15 protein-coding genes are annotated in these 20487 nt (G+C 42.0%); 7 read left to right on the top strand and 8 right to left on the bottom strand.

The genetic code is table 11. From position 1 onward, the window contains the following. The first annotated feature begins 9 nt into the window (after positions 1-9). The 7 genes from glgC (at position 10) to N745_RS0105930 (ending at position 11311) form a co-directional block, all read left to right on the top strand. Positions 10-1278 (top strand): glucose-1-phosphate adenylyltransferase, encoded by a 1269-nt coding sequence (gene glgC, locus N745_RS0105960; protein ID WP_024851218.1) that lies wholly within the window; start codon positions 10-12, stop codon positions 1276-1278. Positions 1279-1304: 26 nt separating this feature from the next. Beyond that, entirely contained in the window at positions 1305-3038 is a 1734-nt protein-coding gene (locus N745_RS0105955) for a glycoside hydrolase family 57 protein (protein WP_024851217.1), read from the top strand. Further along, positions 3038-4399, top strand: a complete 1362-nt coding sequence (gene malQ / locus N745_RS0105950; RefSeq protein WP_322785929.1) for a 4-alpha-glucanotransferase — start codon at positions 3038-3040, stop codon at positions 4397-4399. Before N745_RS0105955 ends, malQ begins: the two co-directional genes overlap by 1 nt. Positions 4400-4439: 40 nt before the next feature. Then, positions 4440-6671, top strand: a complete 2232-nt coding sequence (gene glgB / locus N745_RS0105945; protein WP_024851215.1) for a 1,4-alpha-glucan branching protein GlgB — start codon at positions 4440-4442, stop codon at positions 6669-6671. 24 nt (positions 6672-6695) lie between these two features. Further along, the gene (gene glgA, locus N745_RS0105940; protein WP_024851214.1) at positions 6696-8183 is read left to right on the top strand and encodes a glycogen synthase GlgA; all 1488 of its coding nucleotides are present in this window, start codon (positions 6696-6698) and stop codon (positions 8181-8183) included. 107 nt (positions 8184-8290) lie between these two features. Next, positions 8291-10783, top strand: a complete 2493-nt coding sequence (locus tag N745_RS0105935; protein WP_024851213.1) for a glycogen/starch/alpha-glucan phosphorylase — start codon at positions 8291-8293, stop codon at positions 10781-10783. Between the two features lie 87 nt (positions 10784-10870). Then, positions 10871-11311 (top strand): YcgN family cysteine cluster protein, encoded by a 441-nt coding sequence (locus tag N745_RS0105930; RefSeq protein WP_024851212.1) that lies wholly within the window; start codon positions 10871-10873, stop codon positions 11309-11311. Positions 11312-11394: 83 nt separating this feature from the next. On the opposite strand, the gene N745_RS0105925 is transcribed toward N745_RS0105930, so the two are convergent. From N745_RS0105925 to N745_RS0105890, 8 genes are all read right to left on the bottom strand, one after another. Further along, positions 11395-11778 carry a DUF302 domain-containing protein gene (locus N745_RS0105925; RefSeq protein WP_024851211.1) on the bottom strand — a complete coding sequence of 128 codons (384 nt, stop codon included), beginning with the start codon at positions 11776-11778 and terminating at the stop codon, positions 11395-11397. Positions 11779-11868: 90 nt separating this feature from the next. Beyond that, positions 11869-12168, bottom strand: a complete 300-nt coding sequence (locus N745_RS0105920; RefSeq protein WP_024851210.1) for a DUF3240 family protein — start codon at positions 12166-12168, stop codon at positions 11869-11871. A gap of 3 nt (positions 12169-12171) precedes the next feature. Beyond that, positions 12172-15264 (bottom strand): efflux RND transporter permease subunit, encoded by a 3093-nt coding sequence (locus N745_RS0105915; RefSeq protein ID WP_024851209.1) that lies wholly within the window; start codon positions 15262-15264, stop codon positions 12172-12174. A 2-nt stretch (positions 15265-15266) separates the two neighbouring features. Further along, a complete protein-coding gene (locus N745_RS0105910) occupies positions 15267-16472 on the bottom strand; it encodes an efflux RND transporter periplasmic adaptor subunit (RefSeq protein ID WP_024851208.1) in 1206 nt (401 codons plus the stop codon). Further along, positions 16469-17734, bottom strand: coding sequence for a TolC family protein (locus N745_RS0105905; RefSeq protein ID WP_024851207.1), 1266 nt, complete (start codon positions 17732-17734; stop codon positions 16469-16471). Before N745_RS0105905 ends, N745_RS0105910 begins: the two co-directional genes overlap by 4 nt. A 110-nt stretch (positions 17735-17844) precedes the next feature. Beyond that, on the bottom strand, positions 17845-19203 hold the full coding sequence (locus tag N745_RS0105900) for a sensor histidine kinase (RefSeq protein WP_024851206.1): 1359 nt from the start codon (positions 19201-19203) through the stop codon (positions 17845-17847). Beyond that, positions 19200-19880 (bottom strand): response regulator transcription factor, encoded by a 681-nt coding sequence (locus tag N745_RS0105895; protein ID WP_024851205.1) that lies wholly within the window; start codon positions 19878-19880, stop codon positions 19200-19202. Before N745_RS0105895 ends, N745_RS0105900 begins: the two co-directional genes overlap by 4 nt. 60 nt (positions 19881-19940) lie before the next feature. Then, positions 19941-20423 carry an FKBP-type peptidyl-prolyl cis-trans isomerase gene (locus N745_RS0105890; RefSeq protein ID WP_024851204.1) on the bottom strand — a complete coding sequence of 161 codons (483 nt, stop codon included), beginning with the start codon at positions 20421-20423 and terminating at the stop codon, positions 19941-19943. Positions 20424-20487: the final 64 nt, after the last annotated feature.

Genomic DNA, 20487 nt, shown 5'->3' with positions numbered 1-20487 from the left:
GAAACATCCATGAAGTATTATTGTGATACCAAGACTGAAACCGATTTAACGAAAAATACTTTAGCATTGGTTTTGGCTGGTGGAGAAGGAAGCCGCCTAAAAGACTTAACGAAATGGCGTGCTAAGCCGGCAGTTCCATTTGGAGGAAAATATCGCATTATCGATTTTGTGTTATCTAATTGTGTGAACTCAGGGATTCGTAAAATTGGTGTGTTGACCCAATATAAATCACATTCATTAATACGCCATGTACAACGTGCTTGGTCTTTTATGCGTTATGAAGTGGGGGAGTTTGTTGAACTTTTACCCGCACAACAACGTGTTGATAAAGACTGGTATAAGGGTACGGCAGATGCTTTGTTTCAGAATCTTGATATCATGCGTCGCCACACGCCAGAGTATGTTTTAGTACTTGGTGGTGATCATATTTACTCTATGGATTACAGCAAAATGCTGATGGCACATGTTGCTTCGGCAGCGGATGTGACCATTGGCTGTATTGAGGTACCCGTTGAAGAGGCGAAAGGATTCGGGGTCATGTCGGTTGACCGTAATTTAACCATTACTAAATTTACCGAAAAACCAGCTGAACCAGATACCCTTCCGGGTAAGCCGGATACTGCGCTTGCTTCTATGGGGATTTATGTATTCTCAAGAGAGTTTTTATTCCAAAAGCTGATTGAAGATTATGACAACCTTAATTCAAGTCATGACTTTGGAAAAGACATAATTCCATCAGTAATTGAAGATTGGCGAGTTAAGGCTTTTCCATTTGTGGATGATGATGAAAAACCGGTTTATTGGCGTGATGTAGGTACCATAGAGTCATTCTGGAAGGCAAATTTAGATTTTTGCAGTATCTCGCCGGAATTAAATTTGTATGATCAAGACTGGCCGATATGGACTTATCAAGCCCAAATGCCACCTGCCAAGTTCACTTTTGATGATGATGGTCGCCGAGGCGAGGCCATTGACTCCATGATTGCTGGGGGGTGCATTATTTCAGGTGCCAGAATCAAGCGCTCTGTTATTTCAAGTGGTGGGCGAGTGCATAGTTATAGCCTAATTAAAGATTCTGTCTTGTTACCAAGAGTAGAGGTTGGTAGGCATTGTCGCATTCAAAATGCAGTAATCGATAAGGGAACCGTCATTCCTGATGGCATGATCATAGGAGAGGATCCTGTTGCCGATGCGGAGCGTTTCTATGTAGAGCCCAGTTCAGGCATTGTATTGGTAACACCGGATATGTTGGGTCAAAGACTTCATATAACACGTTAGACATTGAATTAAATAAAGGCGCAAACATGGAAAACAAAAAGCTCAAACTGGTAATTTGCTGGCATATGCATCAGCCGCATTATCGTGACGGTTTGGATGGTTTGTATCGTTTGCCATGGGTTTACCTTCATGGCATTAAAGACTATACCGACATGATTGCGCATTTAGAAGACTGTCCTAAGGCTAGAGTAGTTGTCAACTTTGCGCCGGTATTACTAGAACAATTGGATGACTATGCCAAGCAAATGCGCAGTTGGATGGCATCGGATGAAGTCATGTGTGATCCTCTGCTTAATTGGGTGTCGGGGCATACTGCCATTTCAAAAGACTTAGAGCAAAGATATCAAATAGTTCAAGACTGCCAAAAAGCTTTTGCCCCAACTATGATTGATCCTTACCCGGCGTTTAAAAGTCTCATTATGATGGCGCAATGTGATGAGAATACGCCTTTTGAAGAATCTAAAGGGCTTTCCTATTTCAATGACCAATTCTTTATTGATTTGCTGATGTGGTATCACTTGGCTTGGATGGGAACCAGCTTGCGTGTAAAAGACAATCGAGTAAAGGACTTAATCAAGAAGGGAAATTTAGGTAAGCATTTCTCGGTAGAAGATCAAAGAACTTTGATTGAAATCATGGCGGATGCAATCGAAAGCATTATTCCTCGCTATCGTAAATTGAAGGAAGCGGGACGCATTGAAATTTCCATGACACCTTATGGGCACCCGATAGTCCCCTTATTGATTGATTTCAACTCAATGAAGGATGCACAGCCACATTCTCCAATGCCTTTAAGTGAAGCCTATCCTGATGGTTATGAGCGAGCAAAATGGCATATGGAAAAAGGCTTTGAAGTTTATGACCGCTATTTTGGCGGCAAGCCTAATGGGGTTTGGCTGTCAGAAGGCGCTATCAGTAGTGCTTCTATTGGATTGCTAGATTATTACGGTATTCAGTGGACAGCATCTGGTGAAGGGGTCTGGCGCCACTCTTGCGAAGCTTCACACCTCGACCATCATGATATTGCCTCGAAGCGAGCGTTATATCAGCCTTTGCAACATGCTTCGCAAAAATGCGCGATGTTTTTCCGCGATGATGGATTATCCGATTTAATTGGTTTTCAATATAAGGATTGGAAGCCGGAAGATGCTGCCAACAATTTTGTGCATAACTTGCATAATATTGCGGATTTCTTAGGCGATAAAGTTGAAGAACACGTTGTCTCAGTGGTTTTAGATGGCGAAAATGCTTGGGAATATTACCCAGAGAATGCCTATTACTTTTTACGAACACTTTATGACAAGTTGGCAAAAGACAAACGCATTCAAATGACCACCTTTTCGGATGCCTTGGATGAAGATATCCCGATTAGACATTTACCGCTCTTAAAAGCGGGTAGTTGGGTGTATGGTTCTTTTTCTACCTGGATTGGTGACCACGATAAAAACGCAGGTTGGGATTTATTGGTAGAAGCGAAACAAACTTTCGACAGGGTGATGGCGGGAGACTCTTTAAGCACCAGCCAAAAAGTGGTCGCAACGGAACAATTGGCTGTGTGTGAGGGTTCGGATTGGTTTTGGTGGTTTGGAGATTACAACCCATCTGGAAGTGTTAAAGATTTTGACCAACTCTATCGTCGTCATTTAGAAAAACTGTATCAATTGTTAGGGCAACGCCCACCAGAACAGCTGCAAATTCCTTTATCGCAAGGTGGCGGTGATATGGATAACGGTGGTGTGATGCAAAGAGGGATTACTTAATGATGACAGTTAGACGCGCTGGGGTGTTACTGCATCCAACTTCTTTACCTAATGAACACTCGCATGGCAAATTGGATAGGGCAGCCTGGCAGTTTTTAGACTGGGTGGAAGCAGCGGGTTTAGCTGTTTGGCAAATGCTGCCTTTAACACAGCCGGTTCAGGGGCTATCTCCGTATCAAAGTGTTTCTGCGTTTGCGATGAACCCCGCGTTATTACCTGATGATTGGCAAGATCAATTTGATGCTCAAGCTTTTGATGAGTTTTTGCTATATCCGCCGCATTGGCTGGATGATTATGCGCTCTTTATTACGCTGAGAGAGAAATTTGATTTTCAACCTTGGACAAACTGGCCAGAGTCTTATCGACAGAGAGATTTATTAGCGTTGGGCAACTTTGCTAACGAGCATCAAGAACAAATTATTCACTTAAAGAAAGAGCAGTTTGTGCTGGCAACTATTTGGCAAAAGCTGAAAGATGATGCTAACCAAAAAGGCATACTTTTGTTTGGCGATATGCCTATTTTTGTCGCTTATGACAGTGCTGATGTTTGGGCTCATCCAGACCAATTTAAGCTGGATGATCAGTTAAAACCAAAAGTGGTAGCAGGCGTACCGCCAGATTACTTTTCGGAAGACGGACAGCATTGGGGAAACCCTCATTATGATTGGGATGTCATGTTGGAAGATGGTTTTGATTGGTGGCATAAACGAATTGAACAAGCCATTTCACAGTTTGATATGGTTCGCATTGATCACTTCCGTGGCTTGGAAGCCAGTTGGGAGATTGATGCGAAAGAAGAAACTGCTATTAACGGAACCTGGCGTAAGGTGCCGGGTGACAAGCTTTTGGCTGATTTACATAAATCCTACCCAGATATGAATTTAGTGGCAGAAGATTTAGGTGTTATTACGCCGGAAGTGGTTGCTTTAAAAGAAGCATTCCACTTACCGGGTATGTCAGTGTTGCAATTTGGGTTTAATGGTTTGCCGGACAATCCGCATTGTTTAAATGAACAAGTGGAGAACTCAATTGTCTATACTGGTACTCACGATAACGATACTACGTTAGGTTGGTGGAATAGCTTGGATGACAATACGCGCTATTGGATTACTTCGCAGTTGGCAGACTATCAATTTGCAGGGGAAATGCCTTGGCCTATGATTGCTGCAGCTATGTCTTCACCGGCCATAACAATGATTGCACCTTTGCAGGATTACCTTAGTTTAGGTACAGAAGCACGCATGAATATTCCTGGCACCTGTGATGGTAACTGGGCTTGGCAATTTAACTGGCAGGATGTGCCAGATGATTTGTCGGAAAGAATAAAGATGTTAATCGAAAAATACGGACGAATGGTTTGATAGGCTGTTTATTTAAACCTGAGTGCTAAAAAGAGAGATTATGACGAAAGTAACCAAACCAACTAAAGCATCAAAACCTGTTTCAGTGATAGCGGAAGATGAGTTGAAAAGAATCGAGCAAGATATTGCTCGATTACACTCAGGCACGCATCATGATCCTTTTCAGCTGTTGGGTTGTCATGAAGTAGAAAAGCATTGGATGATTCGCGTGTGGTTGCCCACAGCAGAAAAAGCAACCGTAGAAAATAAGCATGAACTCACTCGTATTGACGGAACGGATCTATTTGTAGCCAAAATCACCAAAACAGCCAAAAAAACATTACCTCAACATTTTAAAGTGCAGTGGACTGAAGCGGATGGTTCACAGCATGAAGTTGTGTCGCCTTATACCTTCTTACCGACTATTGGTGACTTGGATTTGCACTTGTTTCAGCAAGGCAGACACTGGCAGATTTACAATATGCTGGGTGCGCACTATAAGACAATCGATGGTGTTTCGGGTGTGCAATTTGCTGTTTGGGCGCCTGCTGCAAACCGAGTGTCGGTAGTCGGGGACTTTAACGGATGGCACGGCTTACGTCACCCAATGAGAACTATCGGCGGTGGTGTGTGGGAAATTTTTATTCCAGGTTTGCATCCTAGTGATATTTATAAGTTTGAAATTCGTAACAATCGCACAGGTCAATGTTTCACTAAAACTGATCCTTATGCAAAATGGATGGAAGTACGCCCTAAAACCGGAAGCGTGGTTTACAGCACAGAATATGAATGGCAAGACGATGCTTGGATGATGCAAAGGGCAGAAGATAAGTGGGCGTCATCTCCTATTAATATTTATGAAGTACACTTAGGTTCTTGGCAACGAGATGATAATGGTAACTTTCTCAGTTATCGAGAAATTGCACATCGTATGGTTGAGTACGTTAAATGGATGGGCTTTACACATATCGAGTTATTGCCGATTACTGAGCATCCATTGGATCAGTCTTGGGGTTATCAAACCACAGGTTATTTTGCACCAACCTCACGCTTTGGCTCGCCAGATGATTTCCGTTACTTTATCGACCACTGCCACCAGAACGGCATTGGCGTGTATTTAGACTGGGTGCCGGCACACTTTCCAAAAGATGAATTTGCCTTGGCAAGATTTGATGGTTCTGCACTTTATGAGCACGAAGATCCAAGACAAGGGGAGCATCAGGACTGGGGCACATATATTTTCAATTTCGATCGCAATGAAGTACGAAATTTTTTGATTGCCAACGCGCTTTATTGGCTAAAAGAATTCCATATTGATGGTTTACGCGTGGATGCAGTGGCTTCCATGTTGTATCTGGATTATTCGCGTGAAGAAGGGCAGTGGGTGCCAAACAAATACGGTGGGCGTGAAAACCTAGGGGCAATTGAGTTTTTACAAACGATGAATGCAGAAGTGCACGCACAATGCCCAGGTACTGTCGTGATGGCTGAAGAATCAACTTCGTGGCCGATGGTGTCTCGCCCAACTTGGATGGGTGGTTTAGGTTTTTCCATGAAATGGAATATGGGGTGGATGAACGATACCCTAAGTTATTTTGAGAAGGATTGTGTTTTCCGACCTTATCATCACAATGATCTGACATTCAGCCAGATGTATGCCTACTCTGAAAACTTTATTTTGCCGTTGTCGCATGATGAAGTGGTTCATATGAAAAATTCACTGGTCAGTAAAATGCCGGGTGATCTTTGGCAAAAGATGGCGAACTTGCGTTTATTACTCGGTTATCAGTTAATGAACCCGGGTAAGAAATTATTGTTTATGGGTAGTGAGTTTGCGCAATTTGGTGAATGGTCTGAAGAAAGAGCATTGGACTGGTACTTGTGCGATCAACCCATGAACCGTGGTGTTCAGCTTTGTTTGCGAGATATGAATCATTTATACCAAACGCATACTGCATTGCACCAACGTGACTTTGACTCTAGCGGGTTTGAATGGATTGATTGTCATGATTATGAACAATCCATACTTAGTTTTATGCGTATTTCTGAGAGTGAGAAGTTGATTTGCGTGTGCAACTTTACGCCAGTGCCAAGAGAAAATTATCGTATTGGTTTACCTGAAGCTGGCTATTATCAAGAATTGTTAAACTCCGACGCTGAAATTTATGGTGGCGGAAATATGGGGAATAATGGTGGCGTTGATACACAAGAACTTGCTTGGATGAATCAACCCTATTCCGCAGTACTGACATTACCGGCGTTGTCTGTCGTAGTGTTCAAAAAAACAAACTGATTGAGTTTTTAAAGAGAAATAAAAGTGAAGATTTTATTTGCCACTTCGGAGGCACATCCATTAATAAAAACTGGTGGGCTGGCGGATGTATCCGGTAGCTTGCCGAGCGCTTACACTAAGCTAAAAAACCATGTTAAGTTGGTTTTACCTGCTTATGGTGATATTTGGGAAAAAGTGACGGTTGTTCGAGAGTTAACCGACTTTATGGTTGGTGGCTGTAACCGTGATGTGCATGTGCGAGTGTTTAAAGCCAAAGCCGAAGGTTTACAAACGCCAGTTTGGTTGGTGGATGTACCAGATTTGTTTAATCGTCCCGGCAATCCATATCTGTCTCCAGAAGGCGATGATTGGTGGGATAACGGTGAACGTTACGCTGTATTTTCTAAAGCAGTCGTTGAAATTGCGATGAATCGTGTTGGTTTGGATTGGCAACCAGATGTCGTCCATACCAATGATTGGCAAACAGGATTGGTTCCTGCGTTATTAACATTGGAGCCTAAGCGCCCACAAACCTTGTTTACCATTCACAACATGGCTTATGCTGGACTGTTCCCGAAATCGCTATTTGAAAGCCTACAGTTACCATGGCATTGGTGGACGCCAGAAGGTATAGAGTTCTATGGCAATATGTCGATGCTTAAAGCCGGTATTTTGATGTCGGATTGGGTAAATACCGTAAGTCCAACCTATGCAAAAGAAATTTGCTTTCCAGAATATGCTTATGGCATGGAGGGTGTTTTGCAACAACGTCAGGATGAAGGGCGTTTGGTCGGTATTCTCAACGGCATAGATCAAGATGTTTGGAACCCTAAAAAAGATCACTATATCAGGCGTCATTATGATTCTGAAAAAGGTCGAGTTGCTGCGAAAAAAGAAAACAAAAAAGACTTACTTCGTTTTTGGGATTTACCGGAAGAAGTGATCGAGTCACCCACTCCTGTTGTTGGTTTTGTGGGTCGTTTAGTACCCCAAAAAGGCATAGATTTGGTATTGGAAGTGATTCATGATGTACTTGAACAGACTGATGCACGCTTTGTATTTGTGGGCAGCGGTAGTGCCAATTATGAATATGCTTTAAGTGAATTAGCTCACCAATACCCTAACAGAGTCATGGTGTATATTGGCTACTCCGAAGCACTGGCTCATAAGGTTGAGGCAGGGGCAGATATGTTCTTGATGCCATCTCGTTTTGAACCTTGTGGTTTAAACCAAATGTATAGTTTGGCCTATGGCACTTTGCCGATAGTGCACCATACCGGTGGCTTGGCAGATACCGTCGTAAATGCGACTGAAGAAAATATTAAAGAGGGTACTGCTACAGGGTTTATGTTTTATGATCCAAGTAGTCATGCTTTGAAATCAACGCTTTTGCATGCGCTGTTTCTTTATACCAAAACACGTACTTGGCAAAAAATTCAAAAAACAGGCATGTCAGTAGATTTTGGCTGGAAAAAAAGTGCCAAGCAATACCTTGATTTGTTTAAGAAAACGGATAAGAAAAATAAGGAATAGAGACTTTAGCATCCTACTCTTGCAAAAGTCTCTAATAGCAATTTTGTATTTAAGCTGAAGTTGCAAAGAAGCGATTTCCCAATGTGATTGAATTTTAGGAGCTAGACATGTCTGCTGCAAAAAAAACCGAAACCGCTAAAAAACTTGCCAAGATTCAACAAGACCTCGGGATGAAAACTCAGGATTTTGAAAACGGATTTGTGCATTACCTATACAACATGCTTGGGCGTAATGTTGATGCTGATGTGGAATATCAATTTCGTGCCTTGTCTTACACGGTTCGTGACCGTTTAATGGGCTTTTGGAAGCAAACTTGGAATGCCAATAACAAGTCAGAGCACAAAAAAGCCTATTATCTTTCGATGGAGTTTTTGATTGGCCGCTCTTTAACCAACAACCTTTTAAACCTTGGGGTTGAAACCGAAACCGAAAAGGCCATGTATGAGCTGGGCTTGTCATTGGAAGAAATCGAAGAAGCTGAAAAAGATGCCGGTTTGGGTAATGGTGGTTTGGGACGTTTAGCTGCCTGTTTTATGGATTCTTGTGCAACACTGCAGCTGCCAGTTATGGGGTACGGCCTACGTTATGAATACGGGATGTTCAAACAACGCATCCAGAATGGTTATCAAATAGAAGACCCGGATCACTGGCTTGGGTTTGGATTCTATCCATGGGAACTTCAGCGTACAGAATATGCTCGAACAGTAAAATTCGGTGGTATGACGCATTTGTTTAAAGATCCACATACTGGAAAATTGACTACTTTGTGGGAAGAAACAGATGATGTGATCGCGGTTCCTTTTGATGTGCCAATCCCAGGCTTTAAGAATAACACGGTCAATACTTTACGCTTGTGGTCAGCTTGTGCAGAAGAGGACTTTAACCTGAGTGAGTTTAACGCAGGCTCTTATTTTGAAGCTGTGGCACAAAAATCGGAAGCTGAAAACATCACAATGGTGTTGTACCCAAATGATTCGAGTGAGAACGGTAAAGAACTACGTTTAAAACAGCAATACTTCCTAGTATCAGCTTCTTTGCAAGATGTAGTTTGCCAGTGGGATAAAAAACATGGCGGCAATTTTACGGATTTTGCAGATAATAACGTCTTCCAATTAAACGATACCCATCCTAGTCTTGCTGTTGCCGAGCTCATGCGTATTTTCCTCGATGATTACGCTATGGAGTGGGATGAGGCTTGGCATATCGTTTCCAGTTGTATGGCTTATACCAACCACACTTTGTTGCCAGAAGCTTTGGAAAGGTGGCCAGTCCCTTTATTCCAAAGACTTTTACCTCGACCATTAGACATTATTTATGAAATCAATAGACGCTTCCTGAAGCAGGTTGCTATGAGGTGGCCTGGGGATACGGCTCGTTTCCGTCGTATGTCGATTATTGACGAGCATAACAATGTTTGTATGGCTTATTTAGCCATTGTAGGTAGCTTCTCAATTAACGGTGTGGCTGCACTGCATTCACAGTTGTTAAAAGACGGACTGTTTAACGACTTCTACCAGCTTTGGCCTAATCGTTTCAATAACAAAACCAATGGTGTTACGCAACGACGCTGGATGGCTGCTTGTAATCCTGGCCTAAGAGCGCTACTAAAAGAAAAAATAGGTGAGGATTGGATTACCGATTTAACGCAACTGAGTAAAATTGAAGACTTTGTTCATGATAAGCCATTTAGGCAAGCTTGGATGAAGGTTAAACGTGAAAACAAAGCGCGTCTAGCTCAGTTGGTGAAGGAAACAACCGGTGTTGAGTTTAAAGTTGATTCTTTGTTTGATGTACAGGTGAAGCGTATCCATGAATACAAACGACAGTTATTGAATATATTACATGTCATTCACCTGTACTCCAAAATCAAACGTGGCGATACGGATAAATGGACAAATCGTTGTGTGATTATTGGTGGTAAAGCGGCGCCTGGCTATGCAATGGCGAAGAACATTATTAAGCTGATCAACAATGTTGCGGAAATTATCAATGATGATCCTGAGGTTGGCGATAAATTGAAAGTAGCATTTATTCCTAACTACCGTGTATCAGCAATGGAAATCATTTGTCCTGGTACAGACGTTTCTGAACAAATTTCTACTGCCGGTAAGGAAGCTTCAGGTACTGGTAACATGAAGTTTATGATGAACGGTGCAGTAACCATCGGAACACTTGATGGTGCCAATGTGGAAATTCTTGAAGCAGTTGGTGAAGATAACTTCTACTTATTCGGATTGAAAACACCTGAAGTTGAAGAAATGAAACATCACTATAATCCGCAACACTTTATTGATAGTGATGAAGACTTGCGTGCGGTGATGGGGTTATTAGAATCGGGTCACTTCAACCAATTTGAACCCAATATCTTCAACGAGATTATCAACTCGATGAAATCACCACAGGATCCTTGGATGACCTTGGCAGATTTTAGAAGCTATATTAATGCGCAGCATGAGATAGGGTTGGCTTTTCAGGATCATGAACACTGGAATACCATGAGTATCATTAACTCAGCCCGTAGTGGTTCCTTTTCAACTGACAGAACGATGACCGAGTATAATGACGATATATGGAAGCTGACACCACTTGATGTAGGTTAGCAGCTTTGCTGGTTTTAACCAGTTAAAAAACATTAAACGCCTCTTAATAAGAGGCGTTTTTTTATCGACAAAAAAGGAAAGATAGAAGTGGCAGAACGTTATTGGGACACCAAAACGCTTGAAGAAATGACACCGGAAGAGTGGGAGTCTTTATGTGATGGATGCGGTTTGTGTTGTCTGACGAAACTACAGGACGAAGATACTGATGAAATCGTTTATACCTCTGTTGTTTGCCGTTACTCAGATACGAAAACAGGGCAGTGTGGAGATTATGTCAATCGTTCAACCAATGTGCCGACCTGTGTGCCTTTGACTTTAGACCGTGTTGTTGAGTTTGATTGGTTACCGGATTCATGTGCGTATCGTGTAATTTATCGAGGTGATAAGTTAGCTGATTGGCATCCATTGAATTCAGGTAAGAAAGAATCATTGAAGATGGCAGGGGTTGGGTTATTAGCAATCCCGCTATTGGTAGTTGATTCAGATGAAATTGAAGATTACGAAGACTTCGTTATTGATAAGCCATAACTGGTTTCAGATAAAAAAACTGCCAGGCTGGGGTTATTTACTTTAGACCCAGCCTAGCAGATTTTTAAGGTTTCGGCGATGAATTATTTAACAGCGTTGATAATACTGATAGAAATCGCTTCCACTTCTTCTGCGACAGCAAGCAAAGATGGATCATCATTCAATGCCTTTAGCATGTCCGTTGGTTTTATCATGCTAATTTTTGTTACGCCATTGTCTGAATAAACAGAAATACGACAAGGTAGAGCAGATGCTAAGTCCATATCTACACTCAAAACGCTCTTGGCTTTCATTGGGTTACAGATTTCAAATACACGAACTTCGTTGTGGAATTCCACACCTTTTTTCGCCATAGTCGCTTTTAAGTCATGCTCTCCGACAATACCAAATTTATGTTCGGGAACAGCCTTTTCCATTGCACTACACACTTCATCGACTGACTTGTCAGATGTGACTACATATTTCATGTTCTTCTCCAAATAGGGGGATTTACTTTAAGGCTTAGCGACATTATAGATAAATGTCGCTAAGCCTCAAGTGAAAGTCCTACTAATTTACTAAGCTATTCCAACTTCGGTTACAGGTAAGGCTAAATATTCCATTTCTGAAAAGGAAAGAGGGGCTTTAGCGTGCTCAATTACTGCACGATAGTCACCTTCAACCTGAACTTCTATTTTGGTTCTCTTCACATGTCCAGAGACCTGTTCGCTAGTTGAGCTGAGACGTTGCGAAGAGTGATAGGCATTGATTGCTTCAACGTTAAATTTCAATGGTGTTTTGTATGTGAGGAGTTGGTCGATCACTTCATGAACGACCTTTTCATCGACAATTAACTGTAATAGATAATGAGATGTCATGGCTTATTCCTCGTTAGCTTTAGTTGAAACAGGTTGGCTTGAAAGTGATTTTAAGCCAAAACGTTTGTAGATAATCGGTAGGATCAACAGCGTCAACATCGTAGAAGAAATCAACCCACCAATGACCACGATTGCCAAAGGTTTTTGGATTTCAGACCCAGGGCCTGTTGCAAATACCAAAGGTACAAGCCCTAGTGCTGCAATAGAGGCTGTCATCAATACCGGACGTAAACGTCTTAATGCACCTTGTACAACCACTTCTTGGATGTCAGTCGTCTTGGCAGCCAATTGATTGAAATAAGTAATCATTACCACACCGTTAAGTACTGCAATACCCAGTAGGGCGATAAACCCAACTGATGCAGGAACGGATAGATATTGTCCAGTCATCCACAGTGCCAAAATACCACCAATCAAAGCAAAAGGTACGTTGGTTAATACCATGACTGCTTGTGAAATGGATTGGAAGGTACTGAACAGAATAATAAAGATCAGTACCAAAGCAATCGGCACAACCACAGCTAACTTAGCCGCAGCACGTTGTTGGTTTTCAAACTGACCACCCCACTCGAAATAATAACCGGCAGGCATATGAACTTGTTTAGCAGCTTGTTTGGCTTCTTCTACAAAACCGACCAAGTCACGTCCAGTCACGTTTGCAACCACTGTTGAAAAACGTTTGCTTTGCTCACGTTTAATCGAAACAGGGCCTTCAACTTCTTCTGCATTGACCAACTGACCTAATTGCACACTTTCACCATTTGGTAAGGCAATAGGTTGCTTTAACATTTCCTGTTTAGAGGCTTTGTAGCTATTAGGACCACGAATAAGCAATGGAATTTGTCTAATACCTTCGTAGATAATGCCAACCGGTAAGCCGTTGACCTGCACACGAAGAATATCTTGAACCTGTTCCACCGTTAATCCTAGACGACCTGCCATAACGCGGTTAACCGTCAGTTTTAAATAACGTAACCCGTTGTTTTGTGGTGTATAAACATCCGTTGCGCCAGGTATTTTCTTAACCAAATCCACCAACTGTTCAGCTGCACTGTTAAGTGCTTGGGTGTCGTCACCAAATATCTTGATGGCAAGGTCACCACGTGCCCCCGTGAGCATTTCATCAACACGCATTTGAATCGGTTGTGTAAAGGCAAAGTTAAAGCCTGGGAAGTTTTCTTCCATCACGCGACGGATTTCTTCAATCAAAGCTTCTTTACTCTTCACTCGCCATTCAGACTTTGGTTTCAGCACCAAGAAAGTATCAGTATCGTTTAAGCCCATAGGGTCAAGACCGAGTTCATCAGAGCCCACACGACCAACAATACGTTTTACTTCCGGTACTTGTTTCATGATTTCTTGTTGAATACGTAAATCCAGTTTGACGGTTTCTTTCAATCCTATAGATGGGATTTTCTCCACCTGAAGGATAATGCCACCTTCATCCATGGTTGGCATAAACGTTTTACCCACTTGGGTATAGACGATACCGGCAATAACCAAGGCACCAATAGCAGAACCGATAATGATACGATCATGAATCAAACTCCACTCTAAAACAGGGCGGTAAACGTTTGACAGCTTACGAATCAACCAAGGTTCTTTATGCGAAGGTTTCCCTAAGATAAAGGACGCCAGAGTAGGAATAACGGTCAAAGACAAAATCAATGAGCTACCTAGGGCAAAGATAATCGTTAGTGCGACAGGTACAAATAACTTACCTTCAAGCCCCGTTAAGGTTAGCAAAGGTAAGAATACCGTCATAATAATCAATATACCTGATACCACAGGAATAGAGACTTCCTGCAAGGCACGGTAGATTAAGTGTAATTTTGGTAGGTTCGCTTTGTCTTTTTCTTGCATGGTGACAATATTTTCAACCACCACCACGGCAGCATCTACCAGCATACCGACGGCAATTGCCAAACCTCCTAATGACATTAGGTTGGCAGATAAACCAAAAGCGTTCATCAGAATAAAGGTCATCAATGCGGCCAACGGTAAGATTAAGGAGACGGTGATCGCCGCTCTTAAATTACCAAGGAAGACTACTAGTACCAATACAACCAGAACAACAGCCTCGGTTAATGCACTAGACACAGTAGAAATCGCTTTGTCTACCAAAGCACTACGGTTATAGAATACACTCAGAGAAATGCCTTTTGGCAATGCTGGTTTTAGCTCATCTAAACGTTTCTGAACAGATTCAACAACCTGCTTAGCATTTGCACCGCGTAGGGCAATAACCAAACCTTCAACAGCTTCGTGTTTACCACTATCGGTTACGGCACCATTGCGGTAAAGCGAATCTACTTTTACGTTAGCCACGTCTTTGACGCGCACTGGATATCCATTTTGATAGCTGACAACCGTATTTTCGATGTCTTTAACAGAGGTTAGATTACCTTGCGTTCTTACCAACAAGACTTCTTCTCCTTGATTTAAGCGGCCAGCACCATCATTACGGTTGTTGGCTTTTACGGCTTGAATCAGTTTTTCTAACGAAATATGGTAAGTTTGCAATTTCATAAAGTTAGGTTCAACACTGTAAACCTTAACCTCACCACCTAATGAGTTAACATCGGCAACGCCTTGTACAGAGCGTAGAGCAGGGCGAATCACCCAATCCAATAAGCTACGTTTCTGCTGATTGTTCAATGTATTGCCATCAATGGTGAACATGAAAATGTCACTTAATGGTGTCGATAGCGGAGAAATGCCACCAGTAACGCCTTGCGGTAGGTCTATGCCATTAAGCTTTTCCGCAACTTGTTGGCGCGCCCAATAAATATCGGTGCCTTCTTTAAAGTCGATAGTAATGTCAGCAATCGAATACTTCGCCAAAGAGCGCAATAGCTTTTGGTTTGGCAAGCCGAGCATTTCCATCTCAATCGGCGCAATAATGCGTTGCTCTACTTCTGAAGGTGTCATCCCCGGTGCTTTAAAAATCATTTTCACCTGTGTAGGGGACACGTCAGGAAAAGCATCGATAGGTGTGTTTTTAAATGCAACCCAGCCACCAGCCGAGAGAGCGAAGATAATCAACACGACCATCATGCGCTGGGTTAAGAAAAATTGAATCATTCTAGATAACATGATTACTCTCCAGCAGGTGCTTCAGACGAAGCCAGTAAAGCCGCTTTAACAGCAGAGGTACTTTGTGTAACGACTTGCTGTGACTCATCAATAGGATTCGTTGTTTTGAAAACCATGACGCCTTCTTGCTGTAGCAAGATTTTAATTGGCTGAACCGTGATTTGACGTTGGCGCATTAAAAATACGACATCACGTTCGTCAAAGTTGCCAATGGCAGAAGCAGGAACCTGATAAACGTTTTCATCAGCACCAACTTGATGAACGAATTCAACTTGGAACAGTTGTCCAGGGTGGATTTTGCTATCTGAATTATCGAATTTATTATGGATCTCAACCGCCTGTGTCATAGGATCAACAAAGCTTGAGATATGCGCAATCACACCTTTAGAAACAATTTGATTGTCAGGCGTGAGTAGCAGTGTTTGCATTCCTTCATCAACGCTTTGTAGTTTAGAAACCGGTAGCCTCATATCAACAACGATCGGATTAACAATACCGATTGAAATCAAAGCTTGGTTAGCCATTAAACGCTGCCCAACTTTAGCTTGCAGGTTAAACAGTTCACCCGTTACCGGCGCCACCACATGAATAATAGCAGGCTGTTGTTTTTGTGTTTTTTCCAACTTTTGAATAGAAGATTCTGACATGCCCATCATGACCAAGTCTTGTCTTTGTTGGCGTTTGATTTGCGACAGTTTATTTACGTCTGATTGCGCTTTCTGTTTGTTCTTAACTGATACAACACCGTTCTGAGTTAGCTTTAAGGCACGAGCAAGGCTAGCCTTTGCTGTAGAAAGGTCTGACAAAGTATTTAGATAGTTTTTCTGCGCATTAAGTAAATCCGGGCTCAATATCTCGGCAATGACTTCGCCTTTTTTGATTGGGCCATGCACATGATCGATTTTAGTAATCAGTCCAGAAATAGGCGTTGTCACCAAGTGTGTTTGGCTCAAAGGCACCACTGCTTCAGCAGGGTAGGTTTCACTTGGGTAATGAGTGATTTTTTTCACTGGTGTTGTGGCAATACCTAGAGCCGTAATCTGTTGGCTAGAAAAAACCAAAGGCTCGTTAGCTTGGGTAGGTGTGCTTGTGAATAGCGTTGTCATGCTTGCTGTCATCAACAACATTGCAGCACCTAGCGTATGTCTGCGTAGATTTGTGGTTTTCATATGTATAGTTTTTACTTGTGTTGTTTGAAGCGCGCTCATTTTAGGCTGACTCCCTGTGTTTGGTTATAGTCTGAAATCGATTGTTGGGTGTTTAATTGGCTGATTTTAAAATTCAGCTGGTTGTCATAGAGTTGCTGCGTTGCTTGCAACAGAATCTGGATTGAAGTTTCACCCTGTTGGTAAGCTTGTTTTGCCAGAGCAACACTTTCCGTTGAAAGGGTAAGCTGAGTTTTGGCAAGCTTTTCTGTTTGCTGTGCTTGCACTAAACGCGTTTCAGCATTTTGGCGATTAATCGAAATCTGTTGTTTTGCCTTAGCCAAAGCAATGTCAGCATTAATCATATTTTGATTTTGTTCTGAAACCGCGACAGCGCTTTGTTTGTTTATGCCCAAGGGGAAACTGATTTGTGCCACCAACATGGTGTTATTCGATGTTTGATGACTCTTGTCTGTTTTTGTACCAAGGTATAAATTAGGGTTCTGTTTTTGACTGAATTTAGTCAATTTCAGTTTTTCAGACTCAATAGATTGCAGGCTTTGCAAAAAGGCGATGTCTGGATGCTCTTCAAGCGGTAATGACTGCTTGGTTTCTGAAAATTGTGCAGGAAGTTGTTTGCTGCCTGTCCAAGTAGCATAACTATTTAAAGCAATTTGATAATTTTGCTGTGCAATCGTTTGTAGCTTCATTGCGTTAAGAGATGCCTGTTGAGCCATCAATAAGTCCATTCTTGGGTTCTCACCAGCTTCCACACGTTGTTTAACCAATCGTTCTAAAGCAACGGCTTGATCGTGATTTTTCTTGCGATAAGTCAGTGTTGCATCTGCTTTTTTAAGCTGCCAAATCAAACTGCGTAGTTTGTTGGACGCCATTAGCTTTAGGCGAGACGCTTGTGCATTTTGCAAACTATGGTAGTTAGAGGAAAGTTGGAGTTTGGCATCACTTTGTCCTGGCAGCCACAAAGGAAAAGCAGCGCCGACTTCCCAAGATTGATACCCTTGGTTACCCGTCATACTGTCGTTTTCATGTTTTACAACCAGATCAACATCACCGGCAATCCATGAATGACCTGCGTTACTGGTTGATTGTGTCAAGTCAGTGAGTGCCTGAGATTTTTCACGCTCAGGTAAGGTTGCGAGCAAATGATCAACAAGTTGCTGAACATTTGGTGAAGAGGTTGAGTTAATGCTCGAACTAACCACTGAATTTCCAGTAGTCGAACTTTGCATATTTGGTGCTGCATGAGCTAGAGAGCTGATTAATGCGGTAGCACACACACTTGTCAGAATAAGTTGCTTTTTCATAGTTTTCCTACAAGATTTATTTTTAAGCATAGGCTTTTTTCATACTTGTAGCAAAGTTTACAAAAGTAAACTGAATAGAACCTTAAAAAACTGAGTTAGTGAGTAGGTTTTTATTGATTGGAGGATTGCGGTAGTTGTATTTCTACGCTTAAACCGCCAAGTTCTGAAGGTGAAAAGGTGATGTCTCCGTGGTAGGCAGATACGATTTGTTTGACGATAGACAGTCCAATACCATGCCCAGGAATGTTTTCGTCTAAGCGGAAACCGCGTTGTTGAATTTGTTCAAGTGCTTCATCAGGTACACCTTTACCATCGTCTTCAATGTGAACAACAAAGTGAGTCGCTGTTTGCGAAAGTTCTATATTGATTTGTGACTGACCGTATTTGCAAGCATTGTCAATAAGGTTGCCAAGTAACTCAAAGCCATCTTCTTTTTCAATAGGCAACTGCAGCTGTGTGCTGGTGTTTTTAACGTTAATGGTTTTATTGGGATAAAGTTGTTGAAAAGATGAAATCAAATCTTCTAAATCACTTGGGTTTTTAATTGTTCCATTGACTTTGGCACGTAGAGAAAAAGGCGTCATAGAAACAATGCCTGAGGCCAGCCTGGCAGATTTTAGTTCTCGTTCAATCAGTCGCAATATTTTTTGCGATTGTTCAGAAAGGGTTTGTTGTATTTCCGGGTAATCTTTTACTGTCGGACTGTCGGCAATCTGAAAAATAATATTGAGTGGTGTTTTTAAGCTGTGAGCTAAGTTTGCATTTGATTGACGTGATTTTTCTAACAAAGTAGAAGCACTGTCTACCGCTTGGTTGAGGCTTTCGATTAACCCCGTTACTTCTGTCGGGTAGTCTTGAGGGTTAAGCGTAACAGCCTTACCTTTGTGTAGCGCAGCTAAAGCAGAGTTAATTGGCGTTAATCTGTTAAATCCTTTTTGGAGTAGGTAGCGCTGTAAAAAATAAAGCGCGATTAAGCTGATAAAGGTCAGCGCAGCGATAACAGCATCAAATATGTGAATGGTATGTCGAATAGGGCTGTGGTCTTCTGCAACATAAAGCGTGACACTTTCATTCTGGATTTGTGTGCGGTAGCCTCTAATCAACACGGTTTGATTGTCAGGACCTAGGGTTTCGTAAACTTCAGGGTTATGATGTATTGGTTTTAAATAAAGAGGATAACCATCTAGAGACGGTGATTTTAATAGCCGTTGTTCTGCTTTAGCCACGAAATAGTGACCGGAAAAAAGGCGTGAATAAATCGGGTTGATATTATTCAGGTTGATTTTTAGGCGATCGGGCTCAATTTTAAGGTGCTCAATAATGGAATCGTTATCATGGTGTAAGCGCGTGACAACATAGTTTTCAGTAAGGTGGTGCAGACTAAAAACAGAGATCAGCCAAAAGACAATAAAAATCACTGACAAGCCGATGAAAAGGGAAATGTTTAGACTCTTTTCAATGGATCTCATTCTGTGTCACCTTTCGATTTGGGTGCCACAAGTCGATAACCCTGACCTCTGAGTGTTTCGATTGATGACTTACCAAAGTATTGTCTTAACTTGCTGATATAAACCTCAATGACATTACTTTCTCGATCATAGTTCTGATCTGTTACCTGTTGTAGCAAGGTATCTTTAGCGAAAACCTTATTGGGTTCGCTCATCATTAGTCGTGCCAAACCAAATTCGGTTTTAGTGAGTTTATGAACCGCATTATCCGTTGTTAACTCTCTTGTATTGAGATCCAACGTAAAGGAGCCCACTTGGAGAATATCGTCTACTCGGGTGCGAGGGCGTTTGAGTAAAACTTCAATGCGAGCGAGTAGCTCTTCAAAATGAAAGGGTTTCCCAAGATAATCATCTGCACCTTTTTTTAAACCTTCAACACGTTCTTGCCAGGAATTTCGTGCGGTTAAGATGAGAACGGGCGTGGCATTTTTTGATTCACGAATTTCTTCAAGTAATACTAAGCCGGGCTTTTTAGGTAGTCCTAAATCTAGCACAATGAGATCATACTTGTACTCATTGATTAAGTAAGCCGCTTGTTCGCCATCAGGCGCAGTATCAACGATGAATCCAGCTTGTTCCAGCTGAGATTGCAGGTTGTTTAACAGCCAAAGCTCGTCTTCAATCAGTAGAAGTTTCATAGAAAAGTATAAGTGTCACCACACCCTCGAGAACTGAGGGTGTGAATATAAGAAGTGAAATTAGTGGTGATGACCGCCATCGCCGTGTGCATGACCATGTTCCATTTCTTCATCAGTCGCATCGCGAACGCCAGTAATCTCAACTTCAAAAGTAAGGTCTTGGCCTGCTAGTGGGTGGTTGCCGTCAACTGTAACGTGCTCGTCAGATACTTCAGTAATCACCACTGAATGTACACCTTGTTCAGATTGGGCTTCAAAACGCATGCCTACTTCTAGGTTTTCAACACCTTGAAACATGGATCTTGGTACTTCTGACTGAATTAAGTGTGGTTCGATCTCACCATAGGCTTCAGCCGCTTTGATTGTTGTAGTGAACTTGTCACCAACTGTTTTGCCTTCTAATTCATTTTCTAAACCAGGAATCAAGTTTGAATGGCCGTGCAAGTATGCAAGAGGTTGGCCGTTCGATTGGTCGATTACATTTCCATCTTTATCCGTAAGGGTGTAGTTGAAAAGGCCGACTTTGTTTTTTTCAATTTTCATGACAGATTCCTGTTTTGCTTTTTTAAAATAGGTATCATACAAAATTCAAAAACGAATTAGGAGA

It is taken from the genome of Hydrogenovibrio kuenenii DSM 12350 (assembly GCF_000526715.1).
Taxonomy (GTDB): Bacteria; Pseudomonadota; Gammaproteobacteria; order Thiomicrospirales; family Thiomicrospiraceae; genus Hydrogenovibrio; species Hydrogenovibrio kuenenii.
This window is presented reverse-complemented; position numbering and strand designations above follow the sequence as displayed.

Coding starts and splice junctions, on each gene's coding strand:
- glgC (WP_024851218.1), top strand. CDS start 10: ATGAAGTATTATTGTGATACCAAGACTGAAACCGATTTAACGAAAAAT.
- N745_RS0105955 (WP_024851217.1), top strand. CDS start 1,305: ATGGAAAACAAAAAGCTCAAACTGGTAATTTGCTGGCATATGCATCAG.
- malQ (WP_322785929.1), top strand. CDS start 3,038: ATGATGACAGTTAGACGCGCTGGGGTGTTACTGCATCCAACTTCTTTA.
- glgB (WP_024851215.1), top strand. CDS start 4,440: ATGACGAAAGTAACCAAACCAACTAAAGCATCAAAACCTGTTTCAGTG.
- N745_RS0105935 (WP_024851213.1), top strand. CDS start 8,291: ATGTCTGCTGCAAAAAAAACCGAAACCGCTAAAAAACTTGCCAAGATT.
- N745_RS0105925 (WP_024851211.1), bottom strand. CDS start 11,778: ATGAAATATGTAGTCACATCTGACAAGTCAGTCGATGAAGTGTGTAGT.
- N745_RS0105920 (WP_024851210.1), bottom strand. CDS start 12,168: ATGACATCTCATTATCTATTACAGTTAATTGTCGATGAAAAGGTCGTT.
- N745_RS0105915 (WP_024851209.1), bottom strand. CDS start 15,264: ATGTTATCTAGAATGATTCAATTTTTCTTAACCCAGCGCATGATGGTC.
- N745_RS0105910 (WP_024851208.1), bottom strand. CDS start 16,472: ATGAGCGCGCTTCAAACAACACAAGTAAAAACTATACATATGAAAACC.
- N745_RS0105905 (WP_024851207.1), bottom strand. CDS start 17,734: ATGAAAAAGCAACTTATTCTGACAAGTGTGTGTGCTACCGCATTAATC.
- N745_RS0105900 (WP_024851206.1), bottom strand. CDS start 19,203: ATGAGATCCATTGAAAAGAGTCTAAACATTTCCCTTTTCATCGGCTTG.
- N745_RS0105895 (WP_024851205.1), bottom strand. CDS start 19,880: ATGAAACTTCTACTGATTGAAGACGAGCTTTGGCTGTTAAACAACCTG.
- N745_RS0105890 (WP_024851204.1), bottom strand. CDS start 20,423: ATGAAAATTGAAAAAAACAAAGTCGGCCTTTTCAACTACACCCTTACG.